Genomic DNA, 19,652 nt, shown 5'->3' with positions numbered 1-19,652 from the left:
CGGCCATTTACAACCCGCCGAGCACGGGAAAACCAAGGTAATGACCAATGACAGTTGAGCTCATCAAAGCTAGCAAAGTGACGCGCGGCATAACGCATATCAAGCCGACATCGCTTGTTCTTGAGTCTGGGTATTTCAATGTCCTTTTGGGGCAAACTGGGTCCGGCAAGACGTCACTGATCAAGCTTATGGCAGGGCTAGATCCATTGGCATCCGGGCAGATATTCATAAATGGCGAAGATGTCTCAAAACTATCGACACAAAAGCGAAACATCAGCTTGGTTCACCAGTTTTTTGTGAATTATCCGCATATGACTGTATTCGACAATATTGCCTCCCCTTTGAAAGTGGCAGGCATGCCTAAGTCCGAAATCCAAGGCCGCGTTGAAGAAGCCGCCGACATCTTGCAATTGCGCCCAATGTTATCACGCCGTCCACAGGAACTGAGCGGCGGCCAGCAACAACGTTGCGCTCTTGCCCGAGCCATCGCCAAGGAAAGCCGAGCCGTGTTTCTGGACGAGCCTCTCGCTAACCTGGACTATAAGCTGCGGGAAGAATTGCGGGAGCAGCTTCCAGAACTTTTCGCAGGACGGGGTGCCGTTGTTGTTTATGCGACATCAGAACCTGAAGAAGCATTGCTGCTGGGAGGAAAAACCGCTCTCATGGACGACGGATCTGTGACCCAATTTGGGGCGACGTCAGAAATCTACAGAAACCCCGAAAGCCTGTCGGCCGCACGTGTGTTTTCTGATCCGCCGATCAACTCCGCTGAAGTCATTAAAACCGGTAGTACTGTCCGAATGAAGACTGGTGTTTCCTGGTCCCTCGAAGGCGACGCTTCCAAACTGAAAGACGGGCAATATACAGTCGCTATACGCCCACACCACGTGACCCCTTTCAAATCCAAACCTGGTGACATTGCTTTGAGCGGCACCGTGCTTGTGACTGAATTGTCCGGATCTGAATCAAGTGCGCATTTCCAGATGGGAGATGACGGCTGGGTCTCGCTTGCCCACGGAGTCCACGCATATCAAGTCGGTGAATCTCATGAATTTTACATGGATCCCGACCAAGCATTTTATTTCGATGCCGAAGGGGGGTTCGTTGCCTGATGGCCAAAATTAGCCTTTCAAATCTTCGGCACTCTTACCTTCCAAATCCACAGGGACCGCAAGATTATGCACTCAAGGAAATAGACCTAGATTGGCAAGACGGAGGTGCTTACGCGCTTCTTGGACCATCTGGTTGCGGGAAGTCGACGCTGCTCAACATTATTTCTGGCCTTTTGACGCCTTCTGAAGGGCGCATTTTGTTTGATGATCGGGATGTTACCGACATGACACCAGACCAGCGAAACATTGCGCAAGTTTTCCAGTTTCCGGTAATCTACGACACGATGACCGTGCGCGATAACTTGGCGTTCCCATTGCGCAATCGTGGAGTCGATAACTCGCGTATCGCCACACGAGTGGCGGAGATCGCAGCGATGCTTGAAGTCGAGGACATGCTGGATACGCGCGCTGCGCATCTCTCCCCAGATAACAAGCAAAAGATATCCATGGGCCGAGGGCTGGTGCGCGACGATGTGAACGTTGTCATGTTTGATGAACCTCTCACTGTGATTGATCCCCACCTGAAGTGGAAACTCAGATCAAAGCTTAAAGAGCTGCATCAAAGAGTACGCGCCACCATGATTTATGTCACCCATGATCAGACAGAGGCTCTGACATTCGCTGATCAGGTGGTGGTGATGCAGGATGGTGAAATTGTACAGATCGGAACCCCCGTTGAACTGTTTGAGCGGCCTCAGCATGTCTTTGTCGGGCATTTTATCGGATCACCCGGTATGAACATCCTGCCGGCGCAAGAGATCGGCGGCAAAGTCTCGTTCGAAGGCCTTAACATCGCATTGGAAGGTAAAGTCACAGGATATGGTGGGCTAACGCAAATTGGGATCCGTCCAGAGTTTGTGGCGATTGCAGATGATGGATTTGAAGCTCGTGTGCGCAAGGTCTCGGACGTGGGGCGACATTCGGTGATCGAAGCGATGATCGGGAACACATCAGTCAAAGCCATAATCGAAGGTGACGCACCCATTCAGGGAGATGCGGTTCATTTGAAATTCCGACATGATCAAACGCGTCTTTACCGTGATGGGTGGATAACAACAGAGGCTGCAAGATGAGAACAGAGAATCAAAGAGCCTGGTTTTTCGTGTTGCCAGTCATGTTGCTGGTCGCATTCAATGCGCTCGTACCGATCATGACCGTCGTTAACTATTCGGTTCAGGAAACCTTCGGCAACAATGTATTCTTTTGGCAGGGCCTAGATTGGTTTGAACAAATACTGCGTTCCGATCGTTTTCACGCCGCGCTGGGGCGTCAGTTTCTTTTCACGTTCCTCATTTTGGCAATCGAGGTGCCATTGGGAATTGTGATTGCCCTGTCCATGCCCAAAAAAGGCGTCTGGGTACCCGTCTGTCTGGTCACGATGGCGTTGCCGATGCTCATTCCTTGGAATGTTGTGGGGGCTATGTGGAATATCTTTACGCTGCCTGACATCGGTTTGTTGGGATATCTTATGAACCACACTTTAGGCATTCCTTATGATATGACTCAAAATCCGTTCGCGGCCTGGGTCACAATCATAACAATGGATGTCTGGCACTGGACGTCTTTGGTTGTGCTGCTGTCCTATGCGGGCCTCGTCTCAATCCCTGATGCATATTATCAGGCCGCCAAGATTGACGGCGCAAGTCCTTGGAAGGTTTTCCGTTACATCCAGCTTCCCAAGATGAAAACGGTTTTAACAATCGCCGTCCTGCTTCGGTTTATGGACAGTTTCAACATCTACACCGAACCTTTTGTGCTCACAGGCGGGGGGCCCGGAAACTCAACGACATTGTTGTCGATCGACCTTGTGAAAATTGCACTGGGGCAGTTTGATCTAGGTCCGGCCGCAGCTATGTCGCTGATCTATTTTGCAATCACGCTTCTCGTCAGCTGGTTATTTTATACTCTTATGACAAAGGATGATGCGAAATGAGAAAACGCTCCTTGATACCCATCATCTATATTCTGTTTTTGATGTTGCCGATCTACTGGCTGATCGCGATGAGCTTTAAGACAACAGGGGAAATTCTGTCTGGATTCAGCCTGTTTCCACAAACGTTCACACTTCAGAATTATCGCGTCATTTTCACTGACCCAAGCTGGTATTGGGGCTATATCAATTCGATCATCTATGTGTCGCTGAACACGGTCATATCCGTCAGCGTGGCTTTGCCGGCGGCTTATGCATTTTCGCGTTACAGGTTTTTGGGCGACAAACAGTTGTTTTTCTGGTTGCTGACAAACCGCATGGCGCCAGCCGCAGTGTTTGCTCTTCCGTTCTTCCAACTCTATTCATCTGTCGGATTGTTTGACACGCACATAGCTGTGGCGCTGGCCCACTGCCTCTTCAATATCCCGCTTGCGGTGTGGATCTTGGAAGGGTTCATGGGGGGCGTGCCAAAAGAATTGGACGAAACCGCCTATGTTGATGGCTACTCATTCCCACGATTTTTCATAACCATATTCCTGCCGACCATCAAAGCGGGTGTCGGTGTTGCTGCCTTTTTCTGCTTTATGTTTTCATGGGTGGAACTGCTGCTTGCAAAAACGTTGACTGCTGTTGCTGCGAAGCCAATAGCGGCCACGATGACGAAAACGGCATCTTCTGCAGGGTATGAATTGGGTTTGCTGGCTGCAGCGGGCACGCTGACGATTATCCCCGGTGCAATCGTCATCTATTTCGTGCGCAACTATATTGCCAAGGGTTTCGCCTTGGGGAGGGTATGATGTTGAGACGATTTGCGACGCCTATGTTTATCCTTCTGTCCTCTGGCAACGCACTTGCCCAAGGGTGGGGTAATGTCGGCACGGAGGACGACAAGGGGTTTTCCTGGACAGCACCGCTATGGCCGGATTTCTGGATGGCATGGACACCGGCAACATTCGTGCTCTTTTGCGGGATCTTTACCGCGATGGGTGTGATTACATTTCTGGAGATCCATCGCCCAGGTGGGGATGAGAGAAAAGGTGTGCTTGGCCTTGTCACCACGCGCGGCGATCGTTTGTTTATCTCCTTGCTTGGTACGTCTTACATTTTTTTGGCCTGGTTGGGCCTTGTGGGGCAACCGCTTTGGTGGCCATTGGCGATTAGCATCGGTTGGGCCGTGTTCTGTTTTCGGAAGGTATGAGAAATTGCTTCCGATATGCCAATAATAAGTATTTACTAGCTCTGCTTATCAAGCGAGCGAAACCCGCGGATGGGATAACATGAGAGAAAAGAAAAAACATGAGCTTCTCACTGAAGTGGAGTTGGAGTTCATGAATGTGCTGTGGTCAATGGGTGAAGGTACGGTACGTGATGTGCTCGACCAGTTGCCCGACGACCGAAATCTTGCATACACCTCCGCCGCGACCATTTTGCGCATCCTCGAACAGAAGGAATTTGCAACCAGCCGAAAAGAGGGGAAACGACATGTTTTCAAACCCTTGCTGGAAAAAGACGCATACCAAACCCGCTCGTTGAAAGACTTGTCAATGAAGCTGTTTGACGACACGCCGGCCTCTTTGGTTGCGCGCCTCGTTAATGATGAAGAATTGACCGAAGAAGCATTGGGGCAAATCCGGGCACTTGTTGATCGGAGGTTGAAAAATGATACCGGGTGATGCAATTCTCGACGCTTTCATCGATGCCAATATACTGATTGTTCTGGCTTATGCTCTATGGTCATTCGTACGGTTTGCTTTGGACCGTTTGGGGTTAAAGGGGGCTCATGGCACCCATTTGAAACTTCTGAACAGCGTCTTTCTTGCAATTGCCTTGGCCCCATTCATGATCCTCGGGCTCAATCTTTTGCAAGAAATCGGCTTTGGCAAAGCCCTGAGTGTCAATCTGTCTGACATGGTTGTCTCGCACTATCTGAATGGCGGGATCGAGATGAGCGCCGCGGAGTTCGAACGCCTGGTCATGATGCGTGACACACTAACGATCAACATCATGAATACTGCCGGATGGCTGTCTTGGGCCATCATTGCGGCGTTTCTTGCCGGGCTTTGTGTTGGCACCATGCGACTTTTGGTTTCGGTGTTTTGCCTGCATACAATCGTCTCTGACAGCTATGCGTGGCGGCGCTTTGGGCGTGTTCACATCCGACTTTCAGATCGCACGCTTGTGCCTTTCTCTACCCGAGGATTGCGCAATTACTACGTCGTTGTGCCATCACATATGCTGGGTCAGGGTAAAGAGTTGAAAATTTCACTCGCGCATGAATTTCAGCATCTTCGCCAACATGACATCGAGTGGGAGATTCTTCTTGAAATCCTGAAACCCTTGTTCTTCCTGAATCCCGCTTATCATGCGTGGAAGCGGCAGGTCGAAGATCTGAGGGAACTGAATTGCGATAGCGAAGTCTTGATCCGCGGACGCTTTGATGTGCGGGCCTATTGTGAAACTCTGATGTCCGTATGTCAGCAAACATTGCGGCGCGACCGAATGTTTGTGGTTGCGTTACCAAAGGTCACACTGGTGACGGCAGATCGCTCAGCTTTGCGCAATGGGAAGATGAGCTTTCTTGAACAGCGCATCGTTTCCTTGTTGGAGATGCGTAAAATGCCAAATCAGAAGCTGATAAATGTGGCGATCATCATCCCGATTGTGGGTTTTATCATGCTGTGCGCAGTCGCAATCCAAAAACCCGGCGATTGGAGCCATGACAGGTTGATGCTGTCCACGGTGGTAAATCTGGAGCGGCTGGACGAGATAAACAGATTGTCTACATTCGCACGCCCGCGGAATTGAGTATTCAACTTTGTCTGTATAGTGCACGCCAATCGAACTGAACCATGTTCGTGCGGACGTGACGAAAACTCTCGCAGCGGGTTAGGTCACGAAAAAGCGGTCACGTGCACCGTCCATAGCGATGGCGGCTTTGTCCGCTTAGACGACATTGGTTCTGTCAGTTGCCAGTGTCCGCTTGAACTGACCAGCGAATTGTTAGGCGGGGTAACAGGGCTGAGGCTCACTGCATCACAACTGCCTTTTTCATCGGATTGTTGGGTTTTGAGCTGCTACAGCTCTTTCTTCCATGGTGGATTGGAACCCGCGCGTCCGACTGTAATCGCTGAAACGCGTGCGCCACACTCCATCGCGGTCGCGATTTGCGACTCATTCAAGTTTCCAAGCGATGGTTTCTCCAGCACGTTCAACTCGTCCATCTTGGCAAGGAACCCTGCGTTGAAAGTGTCGCCCGCACCGACCGTATCCACCACGTCTGCATTGGCGGCTGCAACATCAATCACTGCGCCGTTCGATGTAAAGCCGGTCGCGCCTCGGCTGCCACTGGTGAGCACCAACAGCCTTGGCCCATGCGCGAGTATTTGTGCGGCTTTATCCTCATCCGATTGCGATGTTGGAATGAGCCAGTTCAGGTCGTCGTTTGACACTTTCACAATATCGGCCAATGAAAACATCTGAGCGATGCGATCCCTGAACCGACCTTCGTTTTTGATAAATGCGGGCCGAATATTCGGATCGACCATGACAGAGCCATCAGATGAATATCTTTGCGCCAGTTCTAAATAAGTGTCGCCACAGGGTTCACTGGCCAGAGAAATTCCACCGAAATAGAGCGCTTTGACCTGCGGCGGCAGATTGGGGATGTTAGCGGGCTGCAGCATTCGACCGGCGCTGTTTTCGTCATAGAACGTGTAAGTAGCATGTCCTTCAGTGAGTTGAACAAATGCCAGTGTGGTGGGTCGCTCTGACAAAACGACATGTGTTGTATCCACATTGCTTGCGTGCAGGGTTTGCATGAGTTGCCGGCCAAACAGGTCGAGCGATAGCCCTGAATAGAACCCGGTCGGCACATCCAGCCGACCAAGGGCAATGGCTGTATTGAATACAGATCCACCGGATGTTGGCGTCAATACTGTCTGCCCAGACGACGTTTCAGAGGGCAGCATGTCGATCAACGCCTCTCCGCAACATAAAATCATTCATTCACCCCGATGCGCATACTATGGTGCAGTGCCTTCGTGATCATCCTAACCGGAATAAATTCAACCGCCATCTGCTATCGCCTTGAATATGCATATTTGTATGAAAGAATGTTATGTGTGGTTGGCGTGACTTAGCATTGGCACCAGATGATGTCGCAGGGGACAAATGAAACGATCTTCCGTTAATACTATTATGGCGCAAGCCCATGATATGATACGTCGACACGGCTTTGTCCTGCCGCCATTCGCGGCGTGGAGCCCGGCTGAATTCAAAGCCAAACGCGATATGGTCTGCCATGTGATCGATGCACGCTGTGGATGGGATATCACCGATTACGGGGCCGGACGATTTGATCAGATGGGGCTCTTTCTGTTTACTCTTCGCAACGGACGTCTGAGTGATCTGAGAAGAGGCGGCGGAATGTGCTATGCTGAAAAGCTCCTGATCTCAAAGAAGGATCAGCTAAGCCCAATGCATACTCATATCATCAAATCGGAAGATATCATTAATCGCGGCGGGGCAACCTTGGTTGTCGAACTCTATGGATCCGATGATGATGGTAACTTTGCCGAGGATCGTGGTGGTTCCGTATTGTGCGACGGTATGAACAGACCATTCGTACCAGGCGAAAAAATAAAACTTAACCCGGGTGAAAGCGTGACTTTGGCACCAGGCGACTGGCATGCGTTTTGGGGAGAGGGTGGCGATGTGCTGATTGGTGAAGTGTCCACCGTCAACGACGACGAGACAGACAATGTATTCCGAGAACCCATCGGGCGATTTTCGGAGATCGAAGAAGATGAAGCGCCGGTTCATCTATTGGTCAGCGACTATCAGAAATGGCTGGGCTAGTTCAGATCCCTAACGATCAAAGCCTATGATTTCGATCACGTTCATTCCGGCGGTTAGTGCCGCCTTTACACCTTGCGCAGAATCCTCGATCACCAAGGTCTGCTCCGGCGCGACGGCCAAGAGGGAAGCCGCCTTTTTGAAAATCTCGGGCGATGGTTTTGGCAAGCAGCCATCGCTTATCGATACGATATGGTCAAAGTGCTGAAGCATTCCAGTTGCAGTCAGTGAAGCGCCGGCAACTGATCGCTCGGCATTTGTGCCAACGGCCAAAGGATACGCACCCGCCAAATCGCGAACCAAATCAGCCGTTTGTTCGATAGGCTGCACGCGAAAACTGGTTTCGATGAATATCGATATGCTTCGTTCGATCGCCCGTTCAATATCGAGGTTCGGATGGTATTTTGATGAGAACTCCCGGATCAGAGAGGACCTGTCGAGACCGGTTCGTGTAAAATACCAATCACGGTCCAGCAGCGCCCCTTGTTCAAGTGTCGCCAATCTGAACGCTTCGAAATGGACGTCTTCGCTTTCGACCAGCGTGCCGTCACAATCGAAAATGAACCCAAGATAGCCGCCATTTACGCAATGTTCATACCAGCGATCTGAGGCAAGATCGGATGCCCCTGTTGGTGTGTGGAGTTTTGCTGCGATCATTTGAATTACCGGCCCATGTTCATTTCAGCGGATTGAAAGTCTTGACAATATTGGCTGCTTTGACTTCATATGCCAGAGTGAATGTTAGCGTAAACAGCCCAATATTCGATTGTACCTAAGTCGTTGGAATGGCACCGCGTTGGCATCGTGCTTTGACACTGAGATACAATTTATCACGCGGTGTCAGATAAAAAGGCAAAATGATCGGAACCTGAAGAATGTTCCATCGCCTGACCAAAGGGAGAAAAACATGAAACGAATTCATCTGCTCGCGTTGACATCTGTTGTCGCCATCACCTCAGGGGTATCTGCGGCAAGTGCGGATAAATTGACGCTGTATTGTTCTGCACAGGAAGACTGGTGCCAGTTGATTGCCCGCAGTTTTGAGGATGCCACGGGAATTGACGTGAACATGACCCGGAAATCATCCGGAGAGACATTTGCGCAAGTCAAGGCAGAGGCCTCGAACCCCAAGGGGGATGTATGGTGGGGTGGCACGGGTGATCCGCATCTGCAGGCCGCAGAGGAAGGCCTGACAGAACCTTATGTTTCGCCCATGCGGGATCAGTTGCATGGCTGGGCAATCAGTCAGGCCGAAAGTGCGGGTGACAAAACCATCGGCATCTATTCTGGCGCGCTGGGCTACGGGTATAACACAGAGCTTTTGGCGGCGAATGACCTGCCTGAACCGTCCTGCTGGGCCGACCTTTTGAAACCCGAATACAAAGGCCACGTTCAGATGGCGAACCCGAACTCATCGGGCACAGCCTATACAACGCTAGCCTCCATGGTTCAGATATTTGGCGAGGATGAAGGCTTTGAATTCATGAAAGGCCTGCATGCCAATATCAACCAATACACCAAATCAGGCTCTGCCCCGATCAAGGCGGCGGGACGTGGTGAAAACACCATCGGTATCGTCTTCATGCATGATGCCGTGAAGCAGGCGGTTTCGGGGTTCCCAATCAATGTTGTCGCCCCGTGTGAGGGCACAGGGTATGAGATTGGGTCCATGTCCATTATTTCCGGCGCGCGGAACATGGACGAAGCTCAGCAGTTTTATGATTGGGCCTTGTCCGCAGATGCGCAAAACCTAGCGTTGCAAGTAAACGCGTTCCAGGTGCCATCGAATGTGAATGCCGAAACGTCACCGTCCGCACCGGACATGTCGACAATCAAACTGATTGACTATGATTTCAGGACATATGGATCGTCTGACGAACGCAAGCGCCTGCTGCAAAAGTGGGACGAAGAAGTCTCTACACTTCCGCAATAAACCTTGCGCGGCATGATCCTTGACAAGACCGCTCATCCGGCACTGATCTTCTGGATCGTCGTCGGGTGGGTCGGGTTCTGTCTTCTGCCCTGGTACGGGATAGAGGATGGATTTTTCACGTTTGAATGGTTGATTGATGGTTATCCGTTTGACGAGGATTACGCCCCGGGGATTTTTCTGATCGGGCAGGGGGAAAAGCTGTGGCTTGCGCCCATTCTGATCCCGATGATCGCGTCATTGTTTGCGTTGAAGAGGGCGAAAAGCGATCCAAACTATGCCCGGATTCTGATCCTGTCTGGTGCTGCCGGGTTTGGCTATCTGATGATGCAGGGCTTTGGGATCGGCATCCGTGGTTTCACCTTTGACTGGTTGAAGGCACTGTTTGGCGATCTGGGGGATCGACAATTCGGAATGGGCTATGGGGCCTTGTTCGTCGCTTCCTCCTTCCTGTTCCTTTTTACCCAAGGCATTGCTGCGCGCGGCGCAATCAATGGCGATGTGTTTGTCGTCAGTGCGATTGGCGGCGTCATCGTAATTGTCACCACCTTTGTATTCTTCCCGATCGCAAAGATGTTGATTGCAGCTTTCATTACAGAGGAAGGCGGGTATTCGGCAGCAGTCTTTACCGCAAAGTTCTTTGACGATCGGCTATGGGGGGTCGGCTGTTTCGCGGGTGGTCGGTGTGGGGCGGCGCTGAATTCTTTAATACTCGCTGTCATCGTCGGGTTTCTGACCACCGCGCTGGGGCTTGTCTTTGCCCTTGTCGTGACTCGGTCTGGATTTCGCTACAAGCGTTTGCTGCGGGCCCTGACGGTATTGCCGATCATTACGCCGCCCTTCGTGATCGGGTTGGCATTGATCTTGCTATTTGGATTGTCCGGATCGGTGACCCAATTTTTCGCGGAGTTGTTCGGGGTTCAACCCACACGATGGCTCTACGGGATGCCCGGCGTTTTGATCGCGCAGACGCTCGCCTTTACCCCGATTGCCTTTCTGGTTCTGATCGGTGTGGTCGAAGGGGTCTCTCCCTCTATGGAAGAGGCCGCACAAACGTTGCGCGCCAGTCGTTGGCAGACTTTCAGAACGGTGTCTTTGCCCCTGATGCGCCCAGGTTTGGCGAATGCGTTCTTGCTCGGTTTTATCGAAAGCATGGCCGATTTTGGCAATCCGCTGGTTTTGGGTGGCAATTTCGATGTTTTGTCGACCGAGATATTCTTTGCGATTGTGGGTGCACAATATGACCAGGGCCGGGCGGCAGTGTTGGCGATGGTTTTGCTCTTCTTTACGTTGTCGGCCTTTTATGCACAGCGGATGTGGCTGGGAAAGAAAAGCTACACTACCGTTTCGGGAAAGGGCGATGCAGGCGTGCATCCGTTGATGCCAAACGGACTAGCAATTCCTGTTTTTATAGCCGCCGCGATCTGGGGGCTGTTCACGTTGGTCGTCTATTGCATGATCCTGTACGGCAGCGTGGTTGAACTTTGGGGCGTCAATAATACGCTGACCTTCAAGCATTACGTCACCGCGTTTTCTTTCCGTATTGAAGAAGCCGGCATTCGCTGGACCGGTGCCGCCTGGGATAGTTTCTGGACTACAATCAAAATCGCGGCAGCCGCCGCACCCCTGACGGCCATCGTCGGGCTAATCACGGCGTATCTGCTGACCCGTCAGACCTTTGCCGGAAAAAATGCGTTCGAATTCGGCACCATGCTCAGCTTTGCCATCCCCGGTACTGTGATTGGGGTCAGCTATATTCTGGCCTTCAATGTACCGCCGATCGAGATCACGGGCACCGGGATCATCCTGATTGTCAGCTTTATCTTCCGAAACATGCCGGTTGGCGTGCGTGCTGGTATCGCCTCGATGAGCCAGTTGGACAAATCACTGGATGAATCCTCCCTGACACTGGGCGCAAACTCATGGCAGACCTTCCGCAAGATCATTCTGCCGTTGCTGCGTCCGGCCATATTGGCAGCGCTGGTGTACAGTTTCGTCCGCGCCATGACGGCCATATCGGCGGTGATCTTTCTGGTTTCGGCAGAATATGACATGGCCACCAGCTATATCATCGGGCGGGTCGAAAATAATGACTATGGGCTCGCGATTGCCTATTCCACAACGCTGATCGTGGTGATGCTGACGGCCGTCGGGATTTTGCAGCTTATCGTCGGACGCACAAAAATTGGCCGCCGGACGCAGTTCGAGGCAGGAGAATAAACATGGTTGAAACTCAAATCACCGGCAAAGCTGCCCCCGTCAGGTTCGAAAACGTAACGAAAAGCTTTGGTCGCGATGTCGTCGCCGTGGACAACATTGATCTAAACGTCAAGGCAGGGAAACTAGTGACATTGCTGGGGCCGTCTGGCTGCGGAAAAACCACGACGTTGCGGATGATTGCGGGGCTGGAAATGGCCACATCAGGTCGCATTCTGATTGGTGACAAGGATGTCACTAAATTACCCGCAACTGATCGCGACGTGTCGATGGTGTTTCAATCATATGCGTTGTTTCCGCATATGAGCGTTCTGGAAAACGTCTCTTATGGGCTGACCTTTTCGGGATTTTCCAAGTCAGAGACACGCGATCGGGCTTTGGCTGGCTTGGACTTAGTTGGCCTGAAAGGTTTTGACAGCCGTTTGCCCAGCGAATTGTCAGGTGGGCAACAGCAGCGCGTCGCGGTGGCCCGGGCCCTGGTCTTGGAACCGCAGGTTTTGCTATTTGATGAACCATTATCGAACCTGGATGCAAAGCTGCGTCGGCAGGTGAGGGAAGACATAAGGGCCATTCAAAAAGATCTCGGCCTGACAGTGGTTTACGTGACCCATGATCAGGAAGAGGCCCTTGCGGTGTCGGATGAGATTGTTGTTATGCGCAATGCAAGCATTGCACAGATTGGAACACCTCGGCAGCTTTATGATGCGCCGGTTGACCGGTTCGTTGCCGATTTCATCGGCGAAGCCAACATTTTGCCCTGCACAATAGAGAGTGTTGAAAACGATCAGGCAAATATCAACATCGAGGGATATCGCCATCAGTTGCCCGCGCGTGGACTGGAAGCGGGAACCGCGACTTTGGCGGTTCGACCTTCCAGACTGGTGATTGGTGCAGAAGGCGGCTTTTCTGCAAAAGTCGTCAAGGCAACCTATGTCGGTGTACGTATGGAATACACATTGGAAGCAGCGTTTGGATCGATGTTTGCCGTTCAGGACGATGTGGATGCGCCGCTAGAGGTCGGGTCGGATGTCACCGTTGGCTTTGCCCACAAAGGCCCGGTTTTGCTGCCCCGAACCTAGCCTTCGACATCGAATGCGGTGATGGATATCCGTAGAAGCTGGTCAAAGACATTTGGCAGACCAACTACAACGCGCCCACCGTTCTGGATCATGTCATCGGCGTTCTGATCCTCAACCCGCCCGCCGGCCTCTGACACGATCAGTTGCCCCGCAAGACAATCCCAGGCGTTCATGTGCTCTTCCGCGTAACCAAGAAGACGCCCTGCCGCGACATAAGCCAACGAGAGAGCGCCAGAGGCATTGCGGTAGAACATGGCCCCTTCTTCAATCAAACTTGTAACCAGCCGAACGATGCCGCGGTCATGGACACGATTTGAATACCCAATACCTACCGTCCCTTCGGACAGTTTCCTGTCATCGTTGATTGTTAAAGGCGTTCCGTTCAGTAACGCCCCTTTGCCCCGAGCTGCAATGAAGGTTTCGTTGTTGCAAGGATCGTGAATGATACCAATCTGGGTCCGGCCTTCACTGACGCCTGCAATCACAACCGTCCATGCTGGGATGCCATTGATAAAGTTCGTTGTACCATCGATGGGATCGATGACCCAGGTAAAGCCGGATGTGCCTGAAGTGGGGGCATATTCCTCCCCAACAATGGTGTCATCGGGGAAGTGATTACGCAGAAGCTTACGCGTCAGTAGTTCCACCTCGCGATCAGCCTGCGACACGAAATCTTGGTGACCCTTACTATCTATAATGAGTTGACTTTGATTATCAAAATAGTGTTTTGCCAGTTCGCCGGACTCGCGGCAAATCTTGGTAAGAGTTTTGATCATGCCATGCATATAGATAACCAGTTTGTTGCTTTGCGGAATTGATCGCATTGTGGAGCAGCGAGTGATTAAGGACGCTTTGTTAGAACTTAAGCTAGATTGCGATTTGTGGGTAGGTTGATCGGATGTGAATCAGAAAAAACGCGACATCATGTGGTATTTATTGTGGTAAGCTAAATATATCGTATGTAATAATAGTTTAATTATAATGTGTTAAGTGATAAGTTATGGTGATCCTCGGTCCGCCACTTCCAAAAAAATGCGAAGCGGCGACTAAGTTCACCTTCTGTTGTGGGCTTTTATTTTCATGTCCTGAGTGATTTGAGCAAGGCATTTTCGCCCGGACAGTTGCAGTTGAATTGCAACATCTTCAGGCCGCCGAGAGCGACCTGAAGAGTAAAGATTACAGCGACTTAGCCAACCCAGCGGCTGGAATTGTCAAAGGCACTGTCATAACCAAACAGGGCCACGGCGCCGCCGGTGTGCAGGAAAACGACGCGTTCACCTTTCTTGAAATGGCCTTTGCGGATCAAGTCGATGAACCCGGCAGCACCCTTGGCTGAATAGACCGGATCCAGCAAGATTGCCTCCAGCTCTGCGAACATGCGGATGGCTTCCAGCCCGCTTTGGGTTGGGATGCCGTAACCTTCGCCAACATAATCCGTGTTAGCGACCACATCTTCGCGGGCGACGACACCGGAACAACCCAGCTTATCAGCCGTGGCACAGGCGAGGTTATAGACGTTTTCCTCTTGTTTGGGTTTTGGGGCGCGTACGCCAACACCCAAGAGCGGGATTTGTGCGTTGGTGGCCTGCAATCCGACGATCAGTCCGGCCTGTGTCCCGGCAGAGCCTGTGGCGTGCACGATGTGATCAACCTTTAGCCCACGTTCGTTGAATTGGCCGAGCATCTCAAACGCGCAATTCACATAACCCAGCGCGCCGGTTGGGTTGGAGCCGCCGCCGGGAATGGTGTAGACTTTTTTCCCCTCGGCCCGGAACTGATCGGCGACCTTTTCCATCTCGGCATTCATGTCCAGTCCGCCCGCGCGTTTTTCGGTCGTGGCGCCATGCAGATGGTCCAGAAAAACATTGCCGTTGTTGTTGTAGTTTGCGTTGTTCGATCCGGTGCGATCTTCCAAAAGAATATGACAGGCCATTCCCATTTTAGCTGCAAAAGCAGCAGTTTGACGGGCATGGTTAGATTGGGTTGCGCCCTGGGTCATGACCATGTCGGCGCCTTCCAGCTCTGCCTCTGCCATCAGGAATTCCAGCTTGCGCGTCTTGTTGCCACCGGTGGATAGCCCGGTGCAATCATCGCGCTTGATCCAGATTTCCGGCCCGCCCAGTTCGGCAGAGAGACGGTCCAACCGCTCTAGCGGTGTGGGCAAGTGAGCAAGGAATTTTCGGGGATAACGGGCGAGATGCATGATAAGCTCCTAATATATGATTTGCGCAATTTATTCCTATCCATAGGGCGTTGCTAATGCGAATTTTGCTTATTAATATGCTAGAAATGCATATTATGGCTGATGAGGTGACACTCGATGCAGTTAGATTGGATCGATGATATCCTTGCGGTGATTGACACCGGATCGCTGGCCCGCGCCGCAGAGCGGCGTTTTCTGACCCAATCGGCCTTTACCAGGCGGGTGCGCAGCATTGAGGATCGTCTGGGCACTGCGTTGTTTGATCGATCGCGAAAACCGGTCACAATAATGCCCGGTGTTCTGGATATGGAACCGGAGTTGCGAGAACTCAGCAGCCGGCTAAGGCGTTTGCAACAGGATTTGAAAGCCTCCGTTGAACGAGGAGGGGGCGGGGTCACTTTTGTCTGTCAGCACGCCATCACCACCACCATATCGCCGTGGATCGTGAAGCAACTGACAAGTTTGCAAGAACTTCCTGTACGAGTCAGAACGGGCAACCGCGACCATTGTTTGATGATGTTGCTGTCGGGTGAGGCAGATTTTGCCGTGACCTATGAACAGCCCGGTGAATTGGGTCTGATCGTGCCTGCGGCCTTTGAGGCTCGACAGATCGGATCGGATACCTTGGTGCCCGTCGCGGCGCCATCGCTTTTGCCCGAAATTGAACTGGGGCAAATTCCTGCCATAACCTATCCTCCGGATGTATTCCTAGGTCGCATTTTCGCCGAAACCATCCTGCCGTATTTGCCCAAAAGCGCAGTTTTCACGCCTAAGGCGGAAACTGCGTTAACCTTGGCCGCCTGTGAATATGCCTTGGGCGGAATTGGGGTCGCTTGGCTGCCTAAATCGTTGGTTGCAGCTCATCTGGACGCCGGACGATTGACTCTCATCCCAAGTTTATCAGAGCAGAAACTCAACATCATGTTGATCCGACTTGCCGATCGCGACAGCGGCAGGGAAGCCGAAATCTGGACACATCTGGTCAATAAGCAAGGCTACTTTTGACGATCGTTGGCAGCCCCGGGGGCGTTCCTACAAAATATCCAGCGATACTTTCACCCGATCCATGACAACTGCGGTTTTGAAGCGGCCAACATTGGATTCGTCAAAGAAATATTGCTGGGTGAATTCTTCGTATTCCTGAATGTTCTGGACCGATAGGATCAGCATGAAATCGGCCTCTCCGGTCGTGTAGTAACATTGCTGCACATAGGGGTTCATTTTCATTTTCCGCTTGAAATCATCCAGATGAACCCGGCTTTCGCGTTCAAGGTTGACCTCAACAATAATCGTCATTTCCCGACCAAGTTTTGCGGGATTCAGAACCGCGATTTCGCGCTCTATAACACCTGAATCGCGCAGCTTTTTCAGGCGTTTTTGAACGGCAGGCGGTGACAGACCGACTTCTTGACTGATCGCGTCTGCAGTCAGGCGGGCATTTCCCTGAACCAGTTTCAGGATATCCAGGTCGATTGGGTCCATGATCCGATAATTCTCTCTCTAGGCGCATTTTGGGATTAATTTCGTATCAGATACGTCCCAGTTTTATGAATCTACTTAGTTTACCTGTCTTACAGTTTGCGGGCAAATCATTGGAGTCACGCGCTGCGTCGTACATGTTTTGTACATTGATCCCCGGATCAATCGATTCCACAACCGGGGAATATTGTCACTTGCAACCAATAGCGGACATCCTATCGTGAGCGATGTTGGGCGAGATCAGGATTGGGCCGTGTATTCCAGAGCTTTTCAACGCCATCTATCGGGATTCAGGCGAGCCACACGGCAAAGTATCAATAGGATATCTAAAAGATTTGGGATTGATTTTAGCTTGATAACTCAATGCGGATTGACCAGTATCATTGCGGGGATGGCGCAAATTGGACCCAATAGGTCGCAAATTGTGTTTGCACTTGATGGGATTGATATCCTTAATGGTGCCGATAGGGAGAAAGGGGCCAACACTCAGGCCTCAACAATAATGATAACCAAAAACAGGGAGGCCATGTGACAGCTATGTCCAATGAAGCCCCATTCGTAGAATTTCAACGTGTTCAGAAAAGCTATGATGGTGAAAATCTTGTCGTGAAAGATTTGAACCTGTCATTGCCCAAGGGCGAATTCCTCACGATGCTTGGGCCGTCAGGCTCTGGCAAAACAACTTGCCTGATGATGTTGGCCGGTTTTGAAACCGCCACTCATGGTGAAATTCTGCTGGATGGAAGGCCGATCAACAATATTCCGCCCCACAAGCGTGGCATCGGGATGGTGTTCCAGAACTACGCCCTGTTCCCGCATATGACGATTGCGGAAAACCTGAGCTTTCCGCTGGAAGTGCGCGGGATGAGCAAATCTGATCGCGAGGCCAAGGTAAAACGCGCGCTGGATATGGTTGAAATGGGGGCCTTTGGCGGTCGTCGCCCGGCACAATTGTCCGGTGGTCAGCAGCAACGTGTGGCTTTGGCCCGTGCTCTGGTCTTTGAACCTGAACTGGTTTTGATGGACGAACCGTTGGGCGCCTTGGACAAACAACTGCGCGAAAAGATGCAGTTCGAAATCACCCATCTGGCCCACAATCTGGGCATCACCACCGTATACGTGACCCATGACCAGACCGAGGCCCTGACCATGTCAGACCGTGTCGCTGTGTTCGAAGATGGCCGCATTCAGCAACTGGCCCCGCCAGACAAGCTGTATGAAGAGCCAGATAACAGCTTTGTCGCCCAGTTTATCGGTGAAAATAACACGCTGTTGGGCACGGTTAAGGAAATCAAAGGTGAACAGGCCTTGGTGGAATTGGACGACGGTGAACTGATTGACTGCAAACCGATCAACGTCAGCGAAGTTGGACAACGCACCCGTGTATCCATCCGCCCAGAACGTGTGGAATATAACAAGGAACGTTTGCAAGCAGGTGTTCATACGCTGAAAGCAGAGGTTCTGGAGTTTATTTACATGGGCGACATCTTCCGCACCCGCCTGCGTGTCGCCGGAAATGACGAATTTATCATTAAAACCAGAAACGCACCCGATCAGGTGCGTCTGCAGCCTGGTCAACAAATCGAAATTGGCTGGCTGCCTCAAGATTGCCGCGCGTTGGATGCTTGATCCAGCGGCAGGGCCTGCTGCGTCACTCCGCAGCGGGTTGAATGTGTCGGCGTTAAACCCGGAACGCTGAACAAAATTAAATCGGGATAACCAGGGAGAAGATTATGAAATCAACTAAACTTATGCTGACAGCCAGTGCTGTGGCCGTCGCTGCCAGCGGTGCGATCGCCGAAGACATGACCATTGTGTCATGGGGTGGGGCATACACGAAGTCCCAGCAAAACGCCTATCATAATCCGTATATGGAACTTAATCCTGACGTGAACATCATCAACGACGACAGTTCATCCGAGGGCGTCGCCAAGCTGCGTGCCATGAATGAAGCCGGCAACGTTACGTGGGACGTGGTAGACCTTGAGGCAGCGGACAACATCCGCGCGTGCGACGAGGGTCTGATCATCGAGATTGATCCCGATGTGCACTTGGCACCGGCCCCTGATGGTACCCCAGCATCAGAGGACTTTGGCGATCAGCTTGTCTCGCCATGTTATATCCCTACCATCGTCTATTCGACGACTTTTGGTTACCGGACGGACTTGGTTCCTGAAGGCGCGGAGCCGCCGACCGGAGCCTGCGATGTCTTCGATCTGGAAACTTATCCGGGCAAGCGCGCGCTGAACAAGCGTCCGATTGCCAACATGGAGTGGGCTCTGATCTGCGACGGTGTTGCGTATGAAGACGTCTATGACATGCTGGAAACCGATGAAGGTCAAGACCGAGCACTGGCCAAGCTCGGCACCATCAAGGATCAGACCGTCTGGTGGTCGGCAGCAGCCGAACCAATCCAGATGTTGGCAGACGGCGAGATTTTCATGGGATCGACTTACAATGGTCGCCTCTTTTCCATGATCGTGGAGCAGAATCAGCCTGTCGGTATGGCTTGGGATTGGCAGATGTTTGATCTGGACGGCTGGGCGATCCCAGCAGGCCTGAGCCCAGAGCGTGAAGCCCGCGCGCTGGACTATATCCGCTTCTCTTCGGACACTCAGCGTTTGGCTGATCAAGCCAAGTACATCTCTTATGGCCCGGCACGTAAATCATCTGCGCCAATGGTCAGCACCCACGCTGAATTGGGTATCGAGATGGCCCCACACATGCCGACCGATCCGAATAACGCCAAAAACACCTTCGTAAACAACTACGAATGGTGGGCTGATTATCGGGACGACATTGATGCCAAGTTCAACGCTTGGTTGGCCCAATAATTACACGATAAAAA

Annotated in this window: 19 protein-coding genes; 14 read left to right on the top strand and 5 right to left on the bottom strand. The window is 51.8% G+C overall.

Going from position 1 to position 19,652, the window contains the following annotated elements; all coding sequences use genetic code 11:
• Positions 1-47: 47 nt before the first annotated feature.
• The 7 genes from AC2D8P_RS03225 (at position 48) to AC2D8P_RS03195 (ending at position 5,847) form a co-directional block, all read left to right on the top strand.
• Complete coding sequence (locus AC2D8P_RS03225) at positions 48-1,112, top strand: ABC transporter ATP-binding protein (RefSeq protein WP_484700392.1); 1,065 nt, start codon at positions 48-50, stop codon at positions 1,110-1,112.
• Positions 1,112-2,185 (top strand): ABC transporter ATP-binding protein, encoded by a 1,074-nt coding sequence (locus AC2D8P_RS03220; protein WP_484700391.1) that lies wholly within the window; start codon positions 1,112-1,114, stop codon positions 2,183-2,185. The genes AC2D8P_RS03225 and AC2D8P_RS03220 overlap by 1 nt, the downstream gene beginning before the upstream one ends.
• Positions 2,182-3,045, top strand: a complete 864-nt coding sequence (locus tag AC2D8P_RS03215) for a carbohydrate ABC transporter permease (protein ID WP_484700389.1) — start codon at positions 2,182-2,184, stop codon at positions 3,043-3,045. The genes AC2D8P_RS03220 and AC2D8P_RS03215 overlap by 4 nt, the downstream gene beginning before the upstream one ends.
• The gene (locus AC2D8P_RS03210; RefSeq protein WP_484700387.1) at positions 3,042-3,839 is read left to right on the top strand and encodes a carbohydrate ABC transporter permease; all 798 of its coding nucleotides are present in this window, start codon (positions 3,042-3,044) and stop codon (positions 3,837-3,839) included. Before AC2D8P_RS03215 ends, AC2D8P_RS03210 begins: the two co-directional genes overlap by 4 nt.
• On the top strand, positions 3,839-4,240 hold the full coding sequence (locus AC2D8P_RS03205; protein WP_484700385.1) for a DUF2160 domain-containing protein: 402 nt from the start codon (positions 3,839-3,841) through the stop codon (positions 4,238-4,240). Before AC2D8P_RS03210 ends, AC2D8P_RS03205 begins: the two co-directional genes overlap by 1 nt.
• Before the next feature lie 79 nt (positions 4,241-4,319).
• Positions 4,320-4,715 carry a BlaI/MecI/CopY family transcriptional regulator gene (locus AC2D8P_RS03200; protein ID WP_484700383.1) on the top strand — a complete coding sequence of 132 codons (396 nt, stop codon included), beginning with the start codon at positions 4,320-4,322 and terminating at the stop codon, positions 4,713-4,715.
• Positions 4,702-5,847, top strand: a complete 1,146-nt coding sequence (locus tag AC2D8P_RS03195; protein ID WP_484700382.1) for a M56 family metallopeptidase — start codon at positions 4,702-4,704, stop codon at positions 5,845-5,847. Before AC2D8P_RS03200 ends, AC2D8P_RS03195 begins: the two co-directional genes overlap by 14 nt.
• Positions 5,848-6,116: 269 nt before the next feature.
• On the opposite strand, the gene AC2D8P_RS03190 is transcribed toward AC2D8P_RS03195, so the two are convergent.
• Positions 6,117-7,043, bottom strand: a complete 927-nt coding sequence (locus tag AC2D8P_RS03190) for a carbohydrate kinase family protein (protein ID WP_484700379.1) — start codon at positions 7,041-7,043, stop codon at positions 6,117-6,119.
• A 169-nt stretch (positions 7,044-7,212) separates the two neighbouring features.
• Between AC2D8P_RS03190 and AC2D8P_RS03185 the strand changes: the two genes are divergently transcribed.
• Positions 7,213-7,899 carry a D-lyxose/D-mannose family sugar isomerase gene (locus AC2D8P_RS03185; protein ID WP_484700378.1) on the top strand — a complete coding sequence of 229 codons (687 nt, stop codon included), beginning with the start codon at positions 7,213-7,215 and terminating at the stop codon, positions 7,897-7,899.
• A 9-nt stretch (positions 7,900-7,908) separates the two neighbouring features.
• Here AC2D8P_RS03185 and AC2D8P_RS03180 read toward each other — a convergent pair whose 3' ends face one another.
• Positions 7,909-8,553, bottom strand: coding sequence for an HAD family hydrolase (locus AC2D8P_RS03180; RefSeq protein ID WP_484700376.1), 645 nt, complete (start codon positions 8,551-8,553; stop codon positions 7,909-7,911).
• Between the two features lie 250 nt (positions 8,554-8,803).
• Between AC2D8P_RS03180 and AC2D8P_RS03175 the strand changes: the two genes are divergently transcribed.
• The 3 genes from AC2D8P_RS03175 to AC2D8P_RS03165 are packed head-to-tail and all read left to right on the top strand — an operon-like array spanning position 8,804 to position 13,122.
• A complete protein-coding gene (locus AC2D8P_RS03175) occupies positions 8,804-9,829 on the top strand; it encodes an ABC transporter substrate-binding protein (protein WP_484700374.1) in 1,026 nt (341 codons plus the stop codon).
• A gap of 12 nt (positions 9,830-9,841) precedes the next feature.
• Positions 9,842-12,046, top strand: coding sequence for an ABC transporter permease (locus AC2D8P_RS03170; RefSeq protein WP_484700372.1), 2,205 nt, complete (start codon positions 9,842-9,844; stop codon positions 12,044-12,046).
• A 2-nt stretch (positions 12,047-12,048) separates the two neighbouring features.
• On the top strand, positions 12,049-13,122 hold the full coding sequence (locus AC2D8P_RS03165; RefSeq protein ID WP_484700370.1) for an ABC transporter ATP-binding protein: 1,074 nt from the start codon (positions 12,049-12,051) through the stop codon (positions 13,120-13,122).
• Here AC2D8P_RS03165 and AC2D8P_RS03160 read toward each other — a convergent pair.
• Both AC2D8P_RS03160 and cuyA read right to left on the bottom strand, forming a co-directional pair.
• Complete coding sequence (locus tag AC2D8P_RS03160; RefSeq protein WP_484700369.1) at positions 13,119-13,898, bottom strand: inositol monophosphatase family protein; 780 nt, start codon at positions 13,896-13,898, stop codon at positions 13,119-13,121. The genes AC2D8P_RS03165 and AC2D8P_RS03160 overlap by 4 nt on opposite strands.
• Before the next feature lie 410 nt (positions 13,899-14,308).
• Complete coding sequence (gene cuyA, locus AC2D8P_RS03155) at positions 14,309-15,325, bottom strand: D-cysteate sulfo-lyase (protein ID WP_484700367.1); 1,017 nt, start codon at positions 15,323-15,325, stop codon at positions 14,309-14,311.
• A 117-nt stretch (positions 15,326-15,442) separates the two neighbouring features.
• Here cuyA and AC2D8P_RS03150 point away from each other — a divergent pair, with 117 nt between their 5' ends.
• Complete coding sequence (locus AC2D8P_RS03150) at positions 15,443-16,330, top strand: LysR family transcriptional regulator (protein WP_484700365.1); 888 nt, start codon at positions 15,443-15,445, stop codon at positions 16,328-16,330.
• Positions 16,331-16,357: 27 nt separating this feature from the next.
• On the opposite strand, the gene AC2D8P_RS03145 is transcribed toward AC2D8P_RS03150, so the two are convergent.
• The gene (locus AC2D8P_RS03145) at positions 16,358-16,807 is read right to left on the bottom strand and encodes an Lrp/AsnC family transcriptional regulator (RefSeq protein WP_484700363.1); all 450 of its coding nucleotides are present in this window, start codon (positions 16,805-16,807) and stop codon (positions 16,358-16,360) included.
• 534 nt (positions 16,808-17,341) lie between these two features.
• On the opposite strand from AC2D8P_RS03145, the gene AC2D8P_RS03140 reads away from it, so the two are divergent.
• The gene (locus AC2D8P_RS03140; RefSeq protein WP_484700361.1) at positions 17,342-18,433 is read left to right on the top strand and encodes an ABC transporter ATP-binding protein; all 1,092 of its coding nucleotides are present in this window, start codon (positions 17,342-17,344) and stop codon (positions 18,431-18,433) included.
• A gap of 104 nt (positions 18,434-18,537) precedes the next feature.
• A complete protein-coding gene (locus AC2D8P_RS03135; RefSeq protein ID WP_484700359.1) occupies positions 18,538-19,638 on the top strand; it encodes an extracellular solute-binding protein in 1,101 nt (366 codons plus the stop codon).
• Positions 19,639-19,652: the final 14 nt, after the last annotated feature.

The sequence above is a fragment of the Roseovarius sp. YIN77 genome, from assembly GCF_057219155.1.
This window is presented reverse-complemented; position numbering and strand designations above follow the sequence as displayed.